Here is a 16,942-nt window from a genome sequence, read left to right on the forward strand (position 1 = left end):
GTCTCAGCTACCTTTTTTATTTGTTTATGTTTCTTGTCGAAGTACTAAGTTTTGTCTCCGAAAGCATTTGGAGGATTTGGAGAGCAGTTTTTCATCACCGCCTGAACAAGGAAGAACTAGATGCTCTCGATAAATATTTCCCTTATTTTTCTCAGCTCTGTCCTACACATCAGAAAGAATTCAAGCAAAGGCTCGAATATTTATTGACGGATAAGAAATTCATCGCTCGAGGGAATCTTCTGGGAATTACTCCCGAAATGAAAGTGCTGATTGGGGCAACCATAGTTCAGGTCACCTTTGGTTATTCTAATGTTCAGCTTCGGCATTTCAAGAAAATTCTGGTTTATCCCGATACTTATTTCTCCAATATTTCAAAAGCTTTTCATCGTGGAGAAGTAAATCCCCGTTTGGGATTAATTGTACTATCCTGGTCTTGTTTTGCAAAAGGGTTGGCAGATTATGAAGACGGTGTGAATTTGGGAATTCATGAGGTAGCACACGCTCTAAAGCTGGAGAACCAGATTCGTTACAATGGCGAAAGTGATTTTTTCCATCCAGTCATTTGGGAGGAATATCAAGAGTTGGCGTTTGGAGAGCAGAAGCTAATTAGAACTGGGGTCGATGATTTTTTTCGAGAAAGAGGAGGAGAGGATTCCCATGAATTCTTCGCAGTCGCATTGGAAAATTTTTTCGAACGGCCTGAACTGTTCAAAGCTAGAAAGCCCGAGTTATATAGTGTCTTGGTGCGTTTACTTCAGCAGGATCCAATCACCTTAAAATCTGTCTAGTTTCTGCCTTAATTTTTCCAAAGATTGGGTCAGATGAGTTTTCAAACTTGGATAGGAGTTTAAATCTTCACCCCACAGTTCTGTATTTCCCAAAACTTCTTCAATGACTTTATTTTCGTCCGGATTTTTCCAAGCCTGTTTAAAATAATCTGTGACTGATGGGAGATCATTTAGGGGAAGAGAAGTCCCTTTGAATTCACCTTTGTAGAAAAGGAAGGTGGCTGCAAAAGCCTCACAAAGCTTTTTCTGCCAGTTTCCGGTTTTTTGATGAAAAGCTAGAATAGAGGGAAGGACCCGAACCTTGAATTTTGATATGCTATTCAGAGCTATAGATTGAAGTTCATGTCGGATGAATGGATTGGCAAAGCGTTCCAAGATTTCATTAGAATAAGTCTCTAATTCATCTTTATCCCCATCGAGAGTTGGTATGACTTCTTCGAATAAGACAGCCTTTAGCCAATTTTCTATTTCGGGGTTATCCAAACATTCCCTAACCGTTCTGAAACCTTGAAGAAAGGCAAAAGGGACTAAAGCCGTATGCGCTCCGTTTAGAATTCGGACTTTTCGAGTTCGGTAGGGAGTCAGGTCCTTTACGAATTTGACAATCAAGCCTGCTTTATCCAATGGAAAAACTTCCGGTAACCAATCTGGCCCTTGGATTGCCCAAAAATGGAAGGGTTCCACCATGACTAGTAGCTCATCTGGAAAATGAAGTTGAGGCTGAATTTCAGAATAATTTTCTTTTGGGAAACCAGGGACAATTCGATCAACTAAGGTATCGCAGAAAGTACAAGCCTGTTTGAGCCAAATTGAAAATCTTTCTTCCAATTTCCAGGTTTTCGCATACCAAAGAATACATTTTTTTAATTCCTGCCCATTCCTTTCGATGAGTTCACAGGGTAAAAAAATCAATCCCGCTTCATCATTTCCCTTAAAATGCAAATAGCGATACCAAAGCAATTGGGTCAGTTTTCCCGGAAATGTTGTTGGGATATTTTCAAAATTCTCATCCTCAGGATTAGTTTCAATCCCTGCTTCTGTGGTATTGGAAATGACAAATTTCAGGTCAGGATTTTCACCGATTTTTAAAAATTCCTGAAAATCCTCTTGTGCGCAAGAATACGCAGCAATGCTGTTTATTTCCTTGAGTCGACTAACTTTTCTACCTTTTTCAATCCCCGCTTCCCAAACATGAAAACGGTTATTTTGTCGCCTCATTCGAGGATCAGCTTGTTTGGAGTGGATTTGGACGCTGTGAATTTTTCCGCTGAAAATACCCTTTTCATTAGCCACCTGAATCATCCAATCCACAAAGCCACGGAGGAAATTTCCGTTTCCAATCTGAAGTATTTCTATGGGGCTGCTTGAATTCATTTGATTAGAGAGAAACACCCCGCTTCCAAGGAATGAAGTCATCTTGTCCTAAATCCATTGCCTTCGTAGATTTTTTACCACTTGCAATCAGGATAATTTCTTCCAGTAATTCTTCTCCAATTTCCTCAATTGTCTTTTCTCCTGAAATAATTGCTCCTGCATCAAAATCAATAATATCCGGCATTCGCCTAGCTAAGGAATTATTGCTGGAAACTTTGATTAAAGGAGTGATTGGGTTTCCTGTCGGCGTGCCTAATCCTGTGGTAAAAAGAATGATGTTGCATCCGGAACCGGCCATTGCGGTTGTACTTTCCACATCATTTCCTGGGGTACAGAGGAGTGTAAGTCCAGACTTTTTTACATACTCCCCATAATCAAGTACATCAGCGACGGGAGAGGTCCCCCCTTTTTTTGCGGCTCCACAGGATTTGATAGCGTCCGTGATTAAGCCGTCTTTAATGTTTCCCGGGGAAGGATTCATATCAAATCCCGAACCTACTTTTTCAGCCGCTGAGGAATAGGCTCGCATCAATTCTGTAAATCGATTGGCGGTTTGGTCATCCACGCAGCGATCGATTAAATTTTGTTCGACGCCGCAAAGTTCAGGGAATTCGGAGAGTACAGCTTTCCCTCCCAAACTCACAACCAAATCCGAAACATGGCCTAGAACTGGATTTGCAGAAATACCGGAAAAGCCATCCGATCCCCCACATTCCAAACCAATACATAGTTTGCTAAGAGGAGCAGGTTTTCGTTTATTTTTATTAGCGGCAGCTAGGCCCCAAAAGGTCTTTTCTATTGCCTTCGCTAAAAGCTCGGATTCCGTTCCCTCTTTTTGCTGCTCAAAAACAAATAGAGGTTTATCAAAATTAGGGTTGAATTGGTACAGTTTTTCTTTCAAAATATCTGCTTGTGAATGTTGACATCCAAGACTTAAAACAGTCGCCCCCGCCACATTTGGATTGTGAACATATCCCGCCAACAAAGCACACAAAGCCTCCGCATCCTGTCGAGTCCCACCGCATCCTCCTTGATGAGTTAAAAATTTGATTCCATCAACATTTGGAAATAATCGCTGACTAGTTGAGTTTGAAAAAGTCTCCAATTTGATTTCGGACTCTTTTTTCCCGCTTTGATATTCATGGACAAGTCCTTTCACCAAACTTTTGAAGGGGTTGGGTTTAGCGTATCCCAATTCTTCCAAAAATGCATTTCGGATCACTTCCACATTTCTATTTTCACAAAAGACCAATGGAATAACCAGCCAATAATTTGCCGTCCCAACTTGCCCGTCAGATCGATGAAACCCATCAAATGTTCTGTTTTCAAAACGATCGGTTTGTGGAGGATTCCAGGTATACTTTATATTTCTTCTTCCGTATTGGGCACTATCATGTTTGATGTTTTCAGTTGTTAGGAGCCCCCCTTTTGGAATGGATGCCGTTACTTTTCCCACCAAAACCCCATACATGATTACCGATTCCCCTGGTTTCAGGTCCTGCAAAGCAAATTTGTGTTTTGCCGGAATATCATCTTGGAGCACAACCTTTTCCTTTTCAGTTTGAATTGAATCTCCTTTATATAAATCTTGGAGAGCAACTTGTACATTGTCTAAAGGATCAATCTGCAAACTTCTGATTTTCATTTTGGGCTTTGTTGGGGTAAAATGACAAAGCAAGATAGAAGGCTTTTGAGAAAAATAAAGTATGGTGGAATTAGACAATCCTTTGGAGGATTATTTGAGATGGGAGCCAATCGCAATACGATCATATAATTCTACTGCCAATAGTCTTTTAAAAAGTGTATTATTGTTTGATGAGTAAAATTCGATTAATGCAGGCTAGAAAGGCATTTTGGATTCTTTTGTTTTCAATTGCGATTGCAGTTTCCTGCAGCGGTCCTTCTGATGTGCGAGTCATCAAAATGGGACATGCTTTGGTTACTTCCCATCCTGTGCATGAGGCAATGCTTTTCTTGGCAAAGCGGGTGGAGGAAAAGTCCGGAGGAAAATTGAAAATCAAGGTTTACCCAAATCAACAATTGGGTACAGAAAGGGAATTGGTTGAGCTCCTTCAAATCGGCAGCTTGGGAATGACCAAGGTTTCTTCAGCAGCTTTGGAAGGTTTTGCGCCTATGATGCAGGTGTTGGGAGTTCCTTTTCTATTTAGAGATGATGAGCATTTAACCAAAGTCCTTCGAGGTGAGATTGGTAAAAAACTCCTTTTGGACGGTGAAAAATATTGGTTACGTGGACTTTGTTATTATGATGCTGGAAAGAGGAGTTTTTATTCTAAGGAAAAGCCAATTGAAAGCCCAGAAGATCTCAAAGGTTTGAAGGTCCGAGTAATGGAATCCAATATGGCTACCAATATGGTTCGAGCTATGGGAGGTTCGCCTACGCCTGTCGCCTATGGAGAATTGTACACAGCCCTTCAGCAAGGCATTGTGGATGGTGCCGAAAACAATCCACCAAGCCTTTACACATCCAAGCATTATGAAGTTTGCGGCTATTATTCTTTGGATGAGCATACAGCGCTACCAGATGTGGTGATCGTTAGTACCAAAGTTTGGAATAGTTTGAGTCCTCAGGAGCAGGAATGGCTTCAGGAGGCGGCAGATGAGTCTGCAGATTACCAATATGAACTTTGGGCTGCTTCTACAAAAAAATCCCTGGAAGAATTGGAAAAGGCGGGTGTGGTTATTTCCTATCCTGACAAAGAGCCTTTCAGGAAGGCAGTAAGCGCTGTTTATGAATCCCTAAAAACTGAGCAGCCGGAAATCTATGAAATCATCCAAGAAATTCAGGAATACCAATGAGTCAACTGTTTTCATTAAAAAGGAAAAGTCAAATTGATCGAGTTATTGCTACGGCTTTAGTTGGGTTGATGGCTTTGATGGTTATCAATGTGACTTGGCAGGTAGTTTCTCGTTATGTCTTTCAAAATCCAAGTTCGTTTACTGATGAACTTGCCCGATATATGTTGATATGGGTTGGAATGCTTGGAGCAGCTTACGTTGCCGGAAAGGATCAGCATTTAGCGATTGATATTGTTTTGAGTAAAATGAACGGTTCACAAATTCGAGGAACAAGAATTCTGATTCATCTTTTCGTATTGCTATTCGCTTTGGTAGCCATGTTTATTGGTGGAAGTAACTTGGTTTACATCACCTTTACCTTAGGGCAAACCTCCGCTGCATTGAAAATTCCGCTAGCCTATGTGTATGCCATTATTCCTATTAGTGGGCTTTTGGTGATTTACTATCAAGCAATGGCTATTTTCTTTTTGAAATCATCCCAACCAAGCACTTGATATGGAGACTTTAAGCATTTTGGTTTTGGTTATTTCATTCTTGTTCTTTTTGGGAATAGGAGTGCCTGTGGCTTGGAGCTTGGGACTTTCAAGTTTGTTGACACTATTAGTAACAGTTTCAGCACTACCTGCAGCTACTACTATAGCCCAGCGAATGGGGACAGGATTGGACAGTTTTTCACTACTTGCTATTCCCTTTTTCATTTTAGCTGGGGAACTTATGAATAGGGGAGGAATAGCAAATCGGTTGATCGAATTTGCAAAGGCCCTTACAGGAAGATTACCAGGAGGCTTGCTTCATGTGAATGTAATCGCGGCCATGTTGATGGGAGCAATCGCAGGTTCGGCAGTAGCAGCAGCTTCTTCCATGGGAGGGATTTTGGGAAAAAGAATGGAGAAGGAAGGATATCCAAAGGAATTAGGGGCGGCTGTGAATATTACTTCTTCTACTACTGGTCTGATTATCCCACCTTCCAATGTACTGATTGTCTATTCTTTAGCCTCAGGAGGAGTTTCAGTAGCAGCTTTATTTGTGGCAGGTTATGTGCCCGGACTTTTGGTGGGATTGATGTTGATGATCACAGCCGCGGTTTTGGTGAAGATCAAGAAATTACCTTCGGGTGAGTCTTCTTCCTTTAGACATTTGCTTTCAACTTTTTGGAAGGCAATTCCAAGCTTGTTCTTGTTGATTGTGGTTATAGGAGGAATTGTTGCTGGAGTTTTTACAGCCACAGAAGCATCAGCAATTGCGGTATTGTATGCTTTGGGGCTTTCTTTGATTTATAGAGAATTGAAAGTTTCTCAGCTTCCATCAGTTTTGTTGAAGTCAGCAGAAACAACGGCCGTTGTTATGTTGCTGATTGCTACTTCTATGGCGATGTCTTGGGTGATGTCCGCAGAAGAAATCCCTCAACAAATAGCAAATTCCCTTCTATCACTGAGTGATAACATCGTGGTCATCTTAATCATGATCAATCTGATTCTATTGTTTGTTGGGGTTTTTATGGATATGACTCCTGCTGTATTGATCTTCACTCCGATTTTTCTCCCAGTAGTGACTAAGCTCGGAGTAGATCCTGTTCATTTTGGAATCATGATGGTGTTGAATCTTTGTATAGGTCTTTGTACACCTCCTGTAGGTTCTATCTTATTTATAGGAGTGGGTGTAGCACAAACCAGTATTCAAAAAGTTCTCAAGCCATTACTTCCTTTCTTTTTTGCGATGATATTGGCTTTGATTTTAATTATGCTTTTTCCGCAAATAAGTCTTTGGCTACCCGAATTATTTGGGGTATAAAATGAAAGGAGGGTTTTCGAAAAACCCTCCTTTTTTTTGTTTTTAGTCTTGCCCCATGACTTTTTTAATAAATGCCACCGAAAGTGGGATTTGCTCAACCGATCGACTGCTTTCATCTTCAATCACTAAGTAAGCCGTACCCTGCTTTTGGGCTTCTTTGATGATTTTCTCAATTCCCACATCGCCTGTTCCCAAGACGACATTTGTTTCTACATCTCAATGTCCATCATTGGAGTTTGGTGTTCCTATTTTTCTGTCCTTTAAGTGAAGCATGGGAAATTTTCCTTTGTGCTTTTTCATGATTTTCAAAGGGTCACCTCCTCCCATTTTCACCCAATACACGTCCATATTGAATGCGAAATTTTCAGCATTTTCAAGCATCCAATCCATCACCACTCCTTTTCCTGCAGGTGAAAATTCAAAGCCATGCGGATGATACAAGAGTGTGATTCCTTCTTTTTGAAAATCTTTTCCCACTTCATTGAAAAGTGCTGTGGCGACTTTGATCTCATCTAGAGAAATGGGACCTTCCTGATGAGGTATCCAATAGCAAGTAGCATATTTTACGCCTTGCTTTTTCGCCTCCTGAATGATTGGGGTAGGATCTCTTAGTAATTGATTATAGTCTGCACCAACTCCAACGATCCGTAGTCTGTTTTCTGCAAATAGTTGCTCATATTCAACTTCCGACAAATCGTATAGCCCGCCTCCTTCTATGGCATGGATTCCCCAATCGGCGATCATTTCATAATACTTGACAGGATCTTGTGGCAATTGATTTCGAAGGGAATAAGTTTGAATGGCGATTTCCTGAGCAAATGTTATTTGCATTAGGAAGAAAAGAAATGAGGATAGAGTCAGGCTTTTGAGTTTCATGGCTAATTTTTTTATAAGTTATTGATTCTTGCCTATTCTTAAAAACCTTGCCTTTTGGACTACTATTAAATTATCTATGGTTTTTATAGCCCTATAAAAAATGAAATTTGGGTTTTTGAGATTGATTATTCTTTCTTCCTCAATTTTCATTTGAATTCCATTTCGCTAACTTGAAAGAAACTACACTATGAATTCGCGAAGGAATTTTATTCAAAAGACTTCCCTTTTTGGATTTGCTATGAGCCTAAAACCTGATTTTTCATTATTTGCTGCCCAAGACAAGATCTTAGGTCATGGAGATTTTCGTTACAAGTTGGATATGAATTGGGGGAATCTGGATCCCGATAAGTATCCGGTGGTGAATTGTCATGAGATGGTTATGGATCGAAAAGGTAGAATGATTTTATTGACAGATGAGCCCCGCAATAATTTGATCATCTACGACCAAAGTGGGAAACTATTGGGGACTTGGACCTTGGGGATGAAAGCGGCTCATGGTTTGACTTTGGTGGATGAAGGTGATGCAGAATACCTGTGGATAGTAGATAATGGTGGGCGAGTGGTGAAAACTACTTTGGATGGAACCATAGTAACTGAAATCGAGAATCCAATTCAAGAAGGCATTTATCAAGAAGGGATGCGGTGGACTCCTACCGAGACAGCTGTCGCTCCAAATGGTGATTTATATATAGCGGATGGTTATGGTTCCCAATTTTTCCTACACTATGATTCAAAAGGAAATTTTATAAGAAAATTTGGGGGTGATGGACATGGGGATGCTCAATTTAAAACTGCACATGGGATTGCAGTGGATCAAAGGGGAGGAGCCAAACCTACTTTGATTTGCACCTCGAGAGGGCATAATTCCTTTAAACGGTTTAGCATGGAGGGGGAATATTTGGAAACGATTTTTCTTCCTGGAGCTTTTGTTTGCCGACCTGTTATTCATGGTGAAAATCTTTATGCTGGAGTATGCTGGTCCCGATTGAAGTATTTGGAGCAAATGGATAATTCAGGTTTTGTCACAATTCTGGATAAAGAGAATAAGGTCGTGTCAAATCCAGGAGGAACAGCACCGGAATACCGAAATGGCGAACTTCAATTAATGGTGCAGTCCGAACCCATCTTTAAGCATTGCCATGATGTTTGTATAGATCAGGATGAGAATATCTATGTCTGTCAGTGGAATGCTGGGAAAACTTATCCGATTAAATTAACTAGAGTTTAGAATCAAGTTTTTCACCAAACCCACGGATTCATGAAATCAGTAAAAATTGCTTGGTTTGAAATTCCTGTAGAAGATATGAGTAGGGCGATTAAATTCTATGAGAAAGTTTTTGATTGCCAGCTGGATTTTCAGGATCTTGGAGATTTTAAAGTGGCTTTGTTTCCAGTTGAAAGTGGGAGTGAAGGAGCTTCCGGCAGCCTTGTTTATCACAAAGAGTTCTATACACCCAGTGCTAATAAAGGAAACTTGATTTATTTCCAGACTGAAGATTGTGGGGAGGAATTAAGTAGAGTAGAGGAAGCTGGAGGAAAGGTTATGATTTCCAAGCGTCAAATAAATCCCGAGCTGGGTTTTATGGGAGTATTTATAGATTCAGAAGGGAATCGTATTGGTATTAGATCCAAATCTTAAGCTCCGGGATATTTTTAAAAGCGAGTTGGATTTTCCCGGTAACTCTTTCAATCAAAGAAATAGCAGTCTACAGATAAATTATTTTTGGGATTGAATAGATCTGTTCGATCCTTAGGCAACCAAAACACTCATAATTTTAATGGGATAATGCGTTTTTGCTGATGGAAATCAGCTATTATTTTTCAATTGTGGATAAGTAACAGAATTTTGTTTATAAGCTGTTGAAATCATATATATTTTGTTGTGATAAATTGTGGGAAAATAAAATTTTAAATAGTTGGAAAGTAAGGAAATCTTGCTCAACTTTGATATTACCAAGTGAGAGATAAATGGTCGGAAAACGTTCCGGATCTTGGTTTGACAGTTTGGGATCAGGCACAAAGGGGAATTATCGAAAGATAAATTTCTGAAACGGACTACCGCAGAAGTGCTATCAGGATGAGTTGAGTTTGAGAAAAATCTTCGGATTTACTCAAATTTCTGTCGCTGCTACTGGCTGATGATTCAGTCGAGCTTCTTGTCGGTCTTAGATCGATAACGTTGCGAGCATGGCAGATTAATCAGCGTACAGAGAAGCTTCGGCTTCAATGTCATCTGGCACAAAGGAGATATTTCGAAAGAAATACTTGAAACGGGTTACCGCAGAAGTGTCATTAGATCCACCCATTCGAAAATCGAAAGATTTTCCTGGGCTTCAGGTGTGAAGGGCAGCGTTTTTCGAAACAAAGCTGAGACGGGCAACCGCAGAAACACGACATGATGTTCGGTTGGGAATACTCTTCGGAGTAGCTTCAAATTGAAGGTTTCCTGCTGCTTGACAGATGGAGCCACGAACTGTAGCTTGGCGCAGTTTAACAATTTCGGTTGTTGGATTGTGGAACGGGAAGTAATCGAAAGGTTGCTTCCCGTTTTTGTTTTAAAGGCTATTGAATGATTCATTTTTTGCTTCAAAGTATTTTTCTACCTTTTATATCCATTTAACTGGAATATTTATCTGGTTTTATTTTGCTTTTGCCATATTTCATTTCAATCAAACAGAAAATGTCTAATCTCAACCTGAAAGCCCAAGCCCAAAATACCTATGATGCCATTGTAATCGGATCGGGAGCAAGTGGAGGCTGGGCAGCAAAAGAACTTTGTGAAAACGGTTTGAAAACCTTGGTGTTGGAAAGAGGGCGCATGGTTCGGCATATTGAGGATTATCCTACAGCTTCTAAAGCACCTTGGGAATTTGAATTTCGGGGTACTGTCCCAATTGAGAAACGTTCGGGAATAGGTGCTGCCAGATGGGGAAGGGAAGAGACTATGCATTGGGCTTTGGCTGAAGATGAGCAACCTTACATAGAGGAAAAGCCTTTCCGATGGTTTAGAGGGTACCATGTCGGAGGAAAATCCCTGCTTTGGGCTCGAGGAACACAGCGTTGGTCTGATTTTGATTTAGAAGGCCCGGCTCGTGATGGCTATGCAGTGGATTGGCCTATTCGATATAAAGATTTGGAACCTTGGTATAAGCATGTTGAGACCTTTGTTGGGTTCTGTGGCTCGAAGGATGGCTTAGATGTCCTTCCCGATCAGATTGTTCAGCCAGGCTTTGAATTAAGCTGCGTCGAAAAGTACTACAGTGAGCAACTCAAGAAGATTTATGGAGACCGTTATCTGATTCAGGGTAGATGTGCTCATTTGACCGATCCGCAGGAAATCCACAAGCAGCAAGGTAGAAATAAGTGTCAGCATCAAAATATGTGTAATCGAGGCTGTATTTATGGAGGATACTTTTCAGCAAATGCAGCTACTTTACCTTGGGCTGAGAAAACCGGAAATTTGACAGTTCGTCCAGATTCTGTCGTAGAATCCATTATATATGAAGAGGAAAAAGGCAAGGCAATCGGTGTTCGAATTATCGATCGCCTTACCAAAGAAGCCATGGAGTTTTACTCTAAGATCATTTTTGTCAATGCTTCCACGATTAATACGAATGCCATTTTATTGAACTCAAAATCTTCGAGGTTTCCTAATGGATTGGGAAATGACAATGGCTTGATGGGAAAATTTATGGCTTGTCATAATTACCGTGGCAAAGGCTATGCTACTTTCGAAGGCTTTTTAGACCAAGCTACCGAAGGAAGACATCCAGGTCATGCCTATGTGCCGAGATTTAGAAATGTCTATAAACAAGAGACTGATTTTTTGAGAGGATATGCTATAGGAATGTCTGGAAGTAGAAGAATCGATTCCGACACCTCTGGGATTGGTCACCAATTGAGAGATAATCTTCTGAATAGAAAATATGGAGTTTGGGGAATGGCAGCTTGGATGCAAGGGGAGGTTGTCCCGATCGAATCCAATCATATGCGACTCAGCGAATCTGAAACCGACAAATATGGAATTCCTAAAATCGTTATGTCTGTGGAATGGACTGAGAATGATGATAAGATGACAGAAGATTTCCTCCAGCAGCAATATGAAATGTATGAGCGCATGGGATTCACTAATATTGATGTGAGCGATTCGGGAGCACCTCCGGGATCGGATATTCATGAAATGGGAGGTGTCCGAATGGGAAAAGATCCTAAAACATCCTTATTAAATAAACACAATCAATTGCATGCTTGCCCAAATGTGTTTGTGACTGACGGAGCTTGTATGACAAGTACTAGTACACAAAATCCTACCTTGATGTTTATGACTTTGACAGCAAGAGCAGCAAATTATGCCGTGGAGGAATTAAAAAAGATGAACTTATAAATAGTTGTATCATACTAAAATACCCGAACTATGAAGAATTATTGGATACTTATTCCAATCCTATTTGTCTATTCATTAATGCCTAATTCTTCGAAAGCCCAACAGAAAGGAGACCCCATGTTTCAGGTGCCATTGGGTATTGCCTCCTACACCTTTCGAAATCATTGGGAAAATGGAGTGGAGGAGACGCTTGATATTATTCAAAGCTTAGGATTTACTGAATTTGAAGGCGGTGCTCCAGGGGGTGTAAATGCAGAAGATTTTAAGCAAATGTGTGCGGAAAGAGGAATCACGATTCCTTCAACCGGAACTGGATTTGAGCAATTGGAAAAAGATCCTCAGGCAGTAGCTGATCGGGCAAAAGCCCTGGGAGCTAGTTATGTCATGTGCGCATGGATTCCACATAAGGTTGGGCAGTTTTCAAAGGTAGATGCGGATCGAGCAATACAGGTTTTCAATCAAGCCGGGAAAGTCCTGAAAGAAAATGGGATTACTTTCAAATATCACGTCCATGGATATGAATTCCAGCCTTACGAGGATGCGACTTTATTGGAATATTTAATTGAAAATACCGATTCGAATTTTGTCAAGTTGCAAATGGATGTGATGTGGACGCATTTTGGAGGAGGAGATCCGGCAGGCTTGCTTCGAAAGTACGGTGATCGATGGGTGTCCTTGCATTTGAAAGATTTTAAAAAGGGTGCTCCTAAAAATTTAACTGGATTGACTGGGCCTGAAAATGATGTTCCATTAGGGGAAGGTGAATTGGATTTTCCAGCTATTTTAAGAGAAGCAAATCGAATTGGTATCAAACATATGTTTATTGAAGATGAGAGTGAGCATGAATTAGAGGCTCTTCCAAAAAGTATCGCTTACTTAAAAAGCCTGAGGTATTGATTGCTTTTAATTTTCCTTCTTATTGGATGATTTTAAGAGTGTTTATCAGAAAAGAAAGAAATGAAATACTGTTGCAAAGAATCTTGAAAGAAATTCTTTTTGATTTCGAAAAAAAATCCGAACCTTAGGGGCGAGTTAAGAAAGTTTAATGTTCGATTAGATATACTGAAATCCTTCCGTTCATGTAAAAATTGCCTAATTCAGTGCTTAAATGCTGAATTTTTCAAAAAAATCTAAAAGAACTCATTGTTTTTTGAAGCCAAAAAATGATAACTTTAAAACTCGATTTTAATTTAGAAACCATTTAACCTTTATCAAAAGTCTATTTAAAATTCACATTATGAGAAAGTTAATCGCTTTGTTCATGCTGGCAGGTATCTTGTTTGCACCTGTTTTCGCTAACGCACAAGAAGCAGAAGCCGATAGTGCGGCTCAAGAAGAAACAACACCAGTAGCAGAGGAGCCTGCTGCATCTCCTATGATCGTCGATGACGAAATTGTAGCAGAGGAGCAAAGCTTCCACCAGGTGGTAAAAGAGAAGTTCATCGAAGGTGACCCTGTCTTCATGACTCCGGTATTGATCTGTTTGATCCTAGGTCTTGCCGTAGCTTTGGAAAGAATCATCACCTTGAACCTTTCAACCACCAATACAAAGAAGCTTCTTGCTAAAGTTGAGGACGCATTGTCTTCCGGAGGTGTAGAAGCTGCTAAAGAAGTAACCAAAAGCACTAAAGGACCTGTTGCTTCCATCTTTACGCAAGGTTTGATGAGATACTCTGAGGGTATCGAAATGGTAGAGAAGTCTATCATTGCTTATGGATCCGTTGAAATGGGCCGTTTGGAAAAAGGTCTTGTATGGATTTCCCTATTCATCTCACTTGCTCCAATGCTTGGTTTCATGGGTACGGTAATTGGTATGATCGGTGCATTCGACTCTATCGAAGCAGCTGGTGATATCTCTCCATCCCTTGTAGCTGGTGGTATTAAGATCGCCCTTTTGACTACCGTAGCAGGTTTGATTGTTGCGATCATCCTTCAGTTGTTCTACAACTACTGTGTGGCTAAAATCGATTCTTTGGTAAATGACATGGAAGATGCTTCTATCTCTTTGGTAGACATCCTTGTGAAGCACAAGTTGACTGGTAAGTAATTTCCAGTTATTCCGAGTACCAATTAATTTAATTAGTCAAACTCCAAAGAAGAAACAATTATGGATACTTATGACATTTTCCTATACGTTGGATATGGCCTAGTCATCTTCGGTGCTTTCTTCGCGATTGTTATGCCTTTAATCAAGTCATTGGACAATCCGAAATCTTTGCTGAAGACTGTCGTGGGGATCATTGCCATCGCAGTGTTGTTCTTCATTGCTTATTCAGTATCAAGCAATGAGGTACTTCCAAAATTCGAAGCAGAACCCTTTAACTTGACTCCTACAGGTTCACAATTTGTGGGAGGTATGTTGATCACCACCTACGTATTGGCTATCATTGCTCTTGTAGGTATTGTATTTACTGAATTGAATAAAGCTATTAAGTAATTATGGCTAAAGGTAAAAGCAGAATGAGTCAGGAAGTTAACGCAGGATCCATGGCGGATATCGCCTTCCTGTTGTTGATTTTCTTTCTCGTGACGACAACGATCGCTTCGGACAAGGGTATTTTGAACGTCCTTCCACCGAAGTTAGATCCGAATAATCCCCCACCAGAAATCGACAAAAACGAGCGAAACATCTTTACCATCCTGGTAAACGCTAATGACGATTTGCTAGTTGAGGGTGAGTATCGCGAGAGTGCTGATGGTTTGGACGAAGAGATCAAGATGTTTGTCTTGAATTTTGCTGCACCCGATGAGGATGCACAAGCTTTGTTCAACTCACTTCCGGCATCTCTACGTGCTCAGGCTAAAAGAGATCCTGAATCATCCGATCACCCTGGTGAAGCGGTAGTTTCCATCAAAACAAACCGTGGTACTTCTTATGAGAAATTCTTAGAAGTATTCGATTTGGCTAAAAAGGCATACTTCGACATTTATGCGGAGCGTGTTAATTTAGATACCGATGAGTACCGAACTTTGACAGGTAAAGATGAGGCCGAAGAGGCATTGATCGATAAAGGAAAAGAAGGAATCCCAATGGCGATTTCTATTGCAGAACCTGATAAAATCGGTAGTTGATATGGCAAAGTTTAAGAAAAAGACGAAAACCTCGGAAAGTATCCCTACCTCAGCACTTCCTGATATTATTTTCATGCTGTTGTTCTTCTTCATGGTTACAACAGTATTGAGAGAGCAGGAAATCCTGGTAGAGCAGAAAATTCCGCAAGCTACCCAGCTTCAGAAGTTGCAAAAGAAAACTCTTATTTCTTACATCTATATTGGTAAGCCAAAAAACACAGCGCTTTATGGTTCTGAGCCTCGAGTTCAGGCTAATGATGCGTTGATGAATACAACTGACATCGTCCAGTGGGTTAACCGTGAGCGTGATGCTTTACCTGAAGCTGATCGTGGAATGATCACCATCTCTATGAAGGTGGATAAGGATGTGAAAATGGGACCTATCTCTGACGTGCAAACTGAGTTAAGAGAAGCTGACGCCCGACGTGTGCTTTATGCATCTGTTGGTAAGGTAGTTCGCAATTAATTCTCAATAATCTTTATATTGAAAGCTACTTCTTAGGAGGTAGCTTTTTTTGTTTCGCTATGTCTGTAATCACCACCAATAGAAAAAAGGTCCAAAATGCCTGGGCTATGTACGATTGGGCCAATTCGGTCTATAGTCTCGTAATCACCTCCACCATCTTTCCAGTCTACTATAACTCAGTTACCAAAGGTATAGACGGCTCTGAGATTGTTTCTTTTTTTGGGTTTGAGATTATCAACACGGTTTTATATTCTTACTCAATCTCTTTCTCCTTTTTGGTTATAGCTTTGCTCTCCCCATTGTTGTCGGGGATTGCTGATAGTAGTGGGAAAAAGCTAGAGTTTATGAAATTCTTTGCTTACCTAGGCTCTATAGCCTGTATTGGGCTTTTCTTTTTTGAAGGTGAAAATCTAGAGTGGGGGATATTGTGTAGCGTTACTGCAAGTGTTGGGTATGCTGGAAGTATAGTTTTTTATAATGCTTTCTTACCCGAGATATCTAAAGAGGAAGAATATGATTTGCTGAGTGCTAAAGGTTTTGCCTTAGGGTATGTTGGAAGCGTGATTTTGTTGGTTTTGAATCTAGCTATGATTCAGATGCCCGGTGTCTTTGGTATTCCTGAAGGAGGAATTGCAGCAAGGCTTTCCTTTTTGATTACTGGCATTTGGTGGGCAGGATTTTCCCAGATTCCCTTCCGTGTTTTACCCAAAAACCCTTACAATAAAAAACTCAATAGAGAATTGCTTTTTCATGGCTATCAAGAGATAAGAAAGGTTTTTGGACAGCTGAGAACCATGCCCGTGATGAATAAATTCCTGGCTTCCTTTTTCTTTTATTCTATGGGGGTACAGACTGTGATGTACTTAGCCGCGACATTTGGGGATAAGGAATTGGGTTTACCGGGAGCGCAATTGATCATGACTATTTTGATTATCCAATTTGTAGCCATCATTGGGAGTTACCTCTTTGCATTCATTTCCAAAAGATATGGCAACAAAACCAGTTTGGTCATCATGGTTTTGATATGGACTTTAATCTGTGGAGCTGCTTATTATGTCTACAATGTGTATGAATTTTTTGCCTTGGCTTTCGTAGTTGGGCTAGTCATGGGAGGTATTCAGTCCCTTTCTAGATCTACGTTTTCAAAATTGATTCCTGAGACAACCACAGACCATGCAAGTTACTTTAGCTTCTACGATGTGACTGAGAAAATTGCCATTGTACTTGGTACTTTTTCCTATGGAATAATTGAGCAATTAACTGGAAGTATGCGGAATTCTGCGCTTTCCTTGGGGATTTTCTTCTTGGTAGGCCTTGGTTTCCTCCTTTTAGTTAGTATTCCGAAAAAGGATTTATCCATCAAAGCAACCTGAT

18 protein-coding genes are annotated in these 16,942 nt (G+C 40.4%); 13 read left to right on the top strand and 5 right to left on the bottom strand.

Annotation, left to right across the window (positions count from 1 at the left end):
* Positions 1 to 26 precede the first annotated feature (26 nt).
* A complete protein-coding gene (locus NY014_RS14855; RefSeq protein ID WP_259415333.1) occupies positions 27 to 788 on the top strand; it encodes a zinc-dependent peptidase in 762 nt (253 codons plus the stop codon).
* Here NY014_RS14855 and NY014_RS14860 read toward each other — a convergent pair.
* Entirely contained in the window at positions 774 to 2,162 is a 1,389-nt protein-coding gene (locus NY014_RS14860; RefSeq protein ID WP_259415334.1) for a tagaturonate reductase, read from the bottom strand. The genes NY014_RS14855 and NY014_RS14860 overlap by 15 nt on opposite strands.
* A 4-nt stretch (positions 2,163 to 2,166) precedes the next feature.
* The gene (locus tag NY014_RS14865; protein ID WP_259415335.1) at positions 2,167 to 3,807 is read right to left on the bottom strand and encodes a UxaA family hydrolase; all 1,641 of its coding nucleotides are present in this window, start codon (positions 3,805 to 3,807) and stop codon (positions 2,167 to 2,169) included.
* A 188-nt stretch (positions 3,808 to 3,995) separates the two neighbouring features.
* Between NY014_RS14865 and NY014_RS14870 the strand changes: the two genes are divergently transcribed.
* From NY014_RS14870 to NY014_RS14880, 3 genes are read left to right on the top strand one after another with little or no spacing between them, the layout of a single operon-like run.
* On the top strand, positions 3,996 to 4,979 hold the full coding sequence (locus NY014_RS14870; RefSeq protein WP_435520645.1) for a TRAP transporter substrate-binding protein: 984 nt from the start codon (positions 3,996 to 3,998) through the stop codon (positions 4,977 to 4,979).
* On the top strand, positions 4,976 to 5,473 hold the full coding sequence (locus NY014_RS14875; protein ID WP_259415337.1) for a TRAP transporter small permease: 498 nt from the start codon (positions 4,976 to 4,978) through the stop codon (positions 5,471 to 5,473). The genes NY014_RS14870 and NY014_RS14875 overlap by 4 nt, the downstream gene beginning before the upstream one ends.
* Position 5,474: 1 nt before the next feature.
* A complete protein-coding gene (locus NY014_RS14880; protein WP_135074971.1) occupies positions 5,475 to 6,770 on the top strand; it encodes a TRAP transporter large permease in 1,296 nt (431 codons plus the stop codon).
* Between the two features lie 42 nt (positions 6,771 to 6,812).
* Here the strand turns inward: NY014_RS14880 and NY014_RS14885 are convergent, their stop codons facing one another.
* Complete coding sequence (locus NY014_RS14885) at positions 6,813 to 6,965, bottom strand: hypothetical protein (RefSeq protein ID WP_259415338.1); 153 nt, start codon at positions 6,963 to 6,965, stop codon at positions 6,813 to 6,815.
* Positions 6,966 to 6,986: 21 nt separating this feature from the next.
* Positions 6,987 to 7,646 carry a sugar phosphate isomerase/epimerase family protein gene (locus tag NY014_RS14890; protein ID WP_259415339.1) on the bottom strand — a complete coding sequence of 220 codons (660 nt, stop codon included), beginning with the start codon at positions 7,644 to 7,646 and terminating at the stop codon, positions 6,987 to 6,989.
* 187 nt (positions 7,647 to 7,833) lie between these two features.
* Between NY014_RS14890 and NY014_RS14895 the strand changes: the two genes are divergently transcribed.
* Together NY014_RS14895 and NY014_RS14900 are read left to right on the top strand one after the other, a co-directional pair.
* Positions 7,834 to 8,874, top strand: coding sequence for an NHL repeat-containing protein (locus NY014_RS14895; RefSeq protein ID WP_259415340.1), 1,041 nt, complete (start codon positions 7,834 to 7,836; stop codon positions 8,872 to 8,874).
* 30 nt (positions 8,875 to 8,904) lie between these two features.
* The gene (locus NY014_RS14900) at positions 8,905 to 9,285 is read left to right on the top strand and encodes a VOC family protein (protein ID WP_259415341.1); all 381 of its coding nucleotides are present in this window, start codon (positions 8,905 to 8,907) and stop codon (positions 9,283 to 9,285) included.
* Positions 9,286 to 9,921: 636 nt separating this feature from the next.
* On the opposite strand, the gene NY014_RS14905 is transcribed toward NY014_RS14900, so the two are convergent.
* Positions 9,922 to 10,224 (bottom strand): hypothetical protein, encoded by a 303-nt coding sequence (locus NY014_RS14905; protein ID WP_259415342.1) that lies wholly within the window; start codon positions 10,222 to 10,224, stop codon positions 9,922 to 9,924.
* A 102-nt stretch (positions 10,225 to 10,326) separates the two neighbouring features.
* Here NY014_RS14905 and NY014_RS14910 point away from each other — a divergent pair, with 102 nt between their 5' ends.
* The 7 genes from NY014_RS14910 (at position 10,327) to NY014_RS14940 (ending at position 16,941) form a co-directional block, all read left to right on the top strand.
* Positions 10,327 to 12,030 (top strand): GMC oxidoreductase, encoded by a 1,704-nt coding sequence (locus NY014_RS14910; RefSeq protein WP_259415343.1) that lies wholly within the window; start codon positions 10,327 to 10,329, stop codon positions 12,028 to 12,030.
* Between the two features lie 30 nt (positions 12,031 to 12,060).
* The gene (locus tag NY014_RS14915; RefSeq protein ID WP_259415344.1) at positions 12,061 to 12,927 is read left to right on the top strand and encodes a sugar phosphate isomerase/epimerase family protein; all 867 of its coding nucleotides are present in this window, start codon (positions 12,061 to 12,063) and stop codon (positions 12,925 to 12,927) included.
* A 340-nt stretch (positions 12,928 to 13,267) separates the two neighbouring features.
* A complete protein-coding gene (locus tag NY014_RS14920) occupies positions 13,268 to 14,077 on the top strand; it encodes a MotA/TolQ/ExbB proton channel family protein (protein WP_259415345.1) in 810 nt (269 codons plus the stop codon).
* 60 nt (positions 14,078 to 14,137) lie between these two features.
* The gene (locus tag NY014_RS14925; RefSeq protein ID WP_259415346.1) at positions 14,138 to 14,467 is read left to right on the top strand and encodes a hypothetical protein; all 330 of its coding nucleotides are present in this window, start codon (positions 14,138 to 14,140) and stop codon (positions 14,465 to 14,467) included.
* Positions 14,468 to 14,469: 2 nt separating this feature from the next.
* Positions 14,470 to 15,102, top strand: a complete 633-nt coding sequence (locus NY014_RS14930) for an ExbD/TolR family protein (protein WP_259415347.1) — start codon at positions 14,470 to 14,472, stop codon at positions 15,100 to 15,102.
* Between the two features lies 1 nt (position 15,103).
* Positions 15,104 to 15,568 (top strand): ExbD/TolR family protein, encoded by a 465-nt coding sequence (locus tag NY014_RS14935; RefSeq protein WP_135074944.1) that lies wholly within the window; start codon positions 15,104 to 15,106, stop codon positions 15,566 to 15,568.
* Between the two features lie 59 nt (positions 15,569 to 15,627).
* Positions 15,628 to 16,941 (top strand): MFS transporter, encoded by a 1,314-nt coding sequence (locus NY014_RS14940; RefSeq protein WP_259415348.1) that lies wholly within the window; start codon positions 15,628 to 15,630, stop codon positions 16,939 to 16,941.
* Position 16,942: the final 1 nt, after the last annotated feature.

It is taken from the genome of Algoriphagus limi, assembly GCF_024919275.1.
In the GTDB taxonomy this organism is placed as follows: Bacteria; Bacteroidota; Bacteroidia; order Cytophagales; family Cyclobacteriaceae; genus Algoriphagus; species Algoriphagus limi.

Excerpts from the sequence above, each read along its gene's own strand:
- NY014_RS14855 (WP_259415333.1), top strand. The coding sequence starts at position 27 with ATGTTTCTTGTCGAAGTACTAAGTTTTGTCTCCGAAAGCATTTGGAGG.
- NY014_RS14860 (WP_259415334.1), bottom strand. The coding sequence starts at position 2,162 with ATGAATTCAAGCAGCCCCATAGAAATACTTCAGATTGGAAACGGAAAT.
- NY014_RS14865 (WP_259415335.1), bottom strand. The coding sequence starts at position 3,807 with ATGAAAATCAGAAGTTTGCAGATTGATCCTTTAGACAATGTACAAGTT.
- NY014_RS14870 (WP_435520645.1), top strand. The coding sequence starts at position 3,996 with ATGCAGGCTAGAAAGGCATTTTGGATTCTTTTGTTTTCAATTGCGATT.
- NY014_RS14875 (WP_259415337.1), top strand. The coding sequence starts at position 4,976 with ATGAGTCAACTGTTTTCATTAAAAAGGAAAAGTCAAATTGATCGAGTT.
- NY014_RS14880 (WP_135074971.1), top strand. The coding sequence starts at position 5,475 with ATGGAGACTTTAAGCATTTTGGTTTTGGTTATTTCATTCTTGTTCTTT.
- NY014_RS14890 (WP_259415339.1), bottom strand. The coding sequence starts at position 7,646 with ATGAAACTCAAAAGCCTGACTCTATCCTCATTTCTTTTCTTCCTAATG.
- NY014_RS14895 (WP_259415340.1), top strand. The coding sequence starts at position 7,834 with ATGAATTCGCGAAGGAATTTTATTCAAAAGACTTCCCTTTTTGGATTT.
- NY014_RS14900 (WP_259415341.1), top strand. The coding sequence starts at position 8,905 with ATGAAATCAGTAAAAATTGCTTGGTTTGAAATTCCTGTAGAAGATATG.
- NY014_RS14905 (WP_259415342.1), bottom strand. The coding sequence starts at position 10,224 with ATGAATCATTCAATAGCCTTTAAAACAAAAACGGGAAGCAACCTTTCG.
- NY014_RS14910 (WP_259415343.1), top strand. The coding sequence starts at position 10,327 with ATGTCTAATCTCAACCTGAAAGCCCAAGCCCAAAATACCTATGATGCC.
- NY014_RS14915 (WP_259415344.1), top strand. The coding sequence starts at position 12,061 with ATGAAGAATTATTGGATACTTATTCCAATCCTATTTGTCTATTCATTA.
- NY014_RS14920 (WP_259415345.1), top strand. The coding sequence starts at position 13,268 with ATGAGAAAGTTAATCGCTTTGTTCATGCTGGCAGGTATCTTGTTTGCA.
- NY014_RS14925 (WP_259415346.1), top strand. The coding sequence starts at position 14,138 with ATGGATACTTATGACATTTTCCTATACGTTGGATATGGCCTAGTCATC.
- NY014_RS14930 (WP_259415347.1), top strand. The coding sequence starts at position 14,470 with ATGGCTAAAGGTAAAAGCAGAATGAGTCAGGAAGTTAACGCAGGATCC.
- NY014_RS14935 (WP_135074944.1), top strand. The coding sequence starts at position 15,104 with ATGGCAAAGTTTAAGAAAAAGACGAAAACCTCGGAAAGTATCCCTACC.
- NY014_RS14940 (WP_259415348.1), top strand. The coding sequence starts at position 15,628 with ATGTCTGTAATCACCACCAATAGAAAAAAGGTCCAAAATGCCTGGGCT.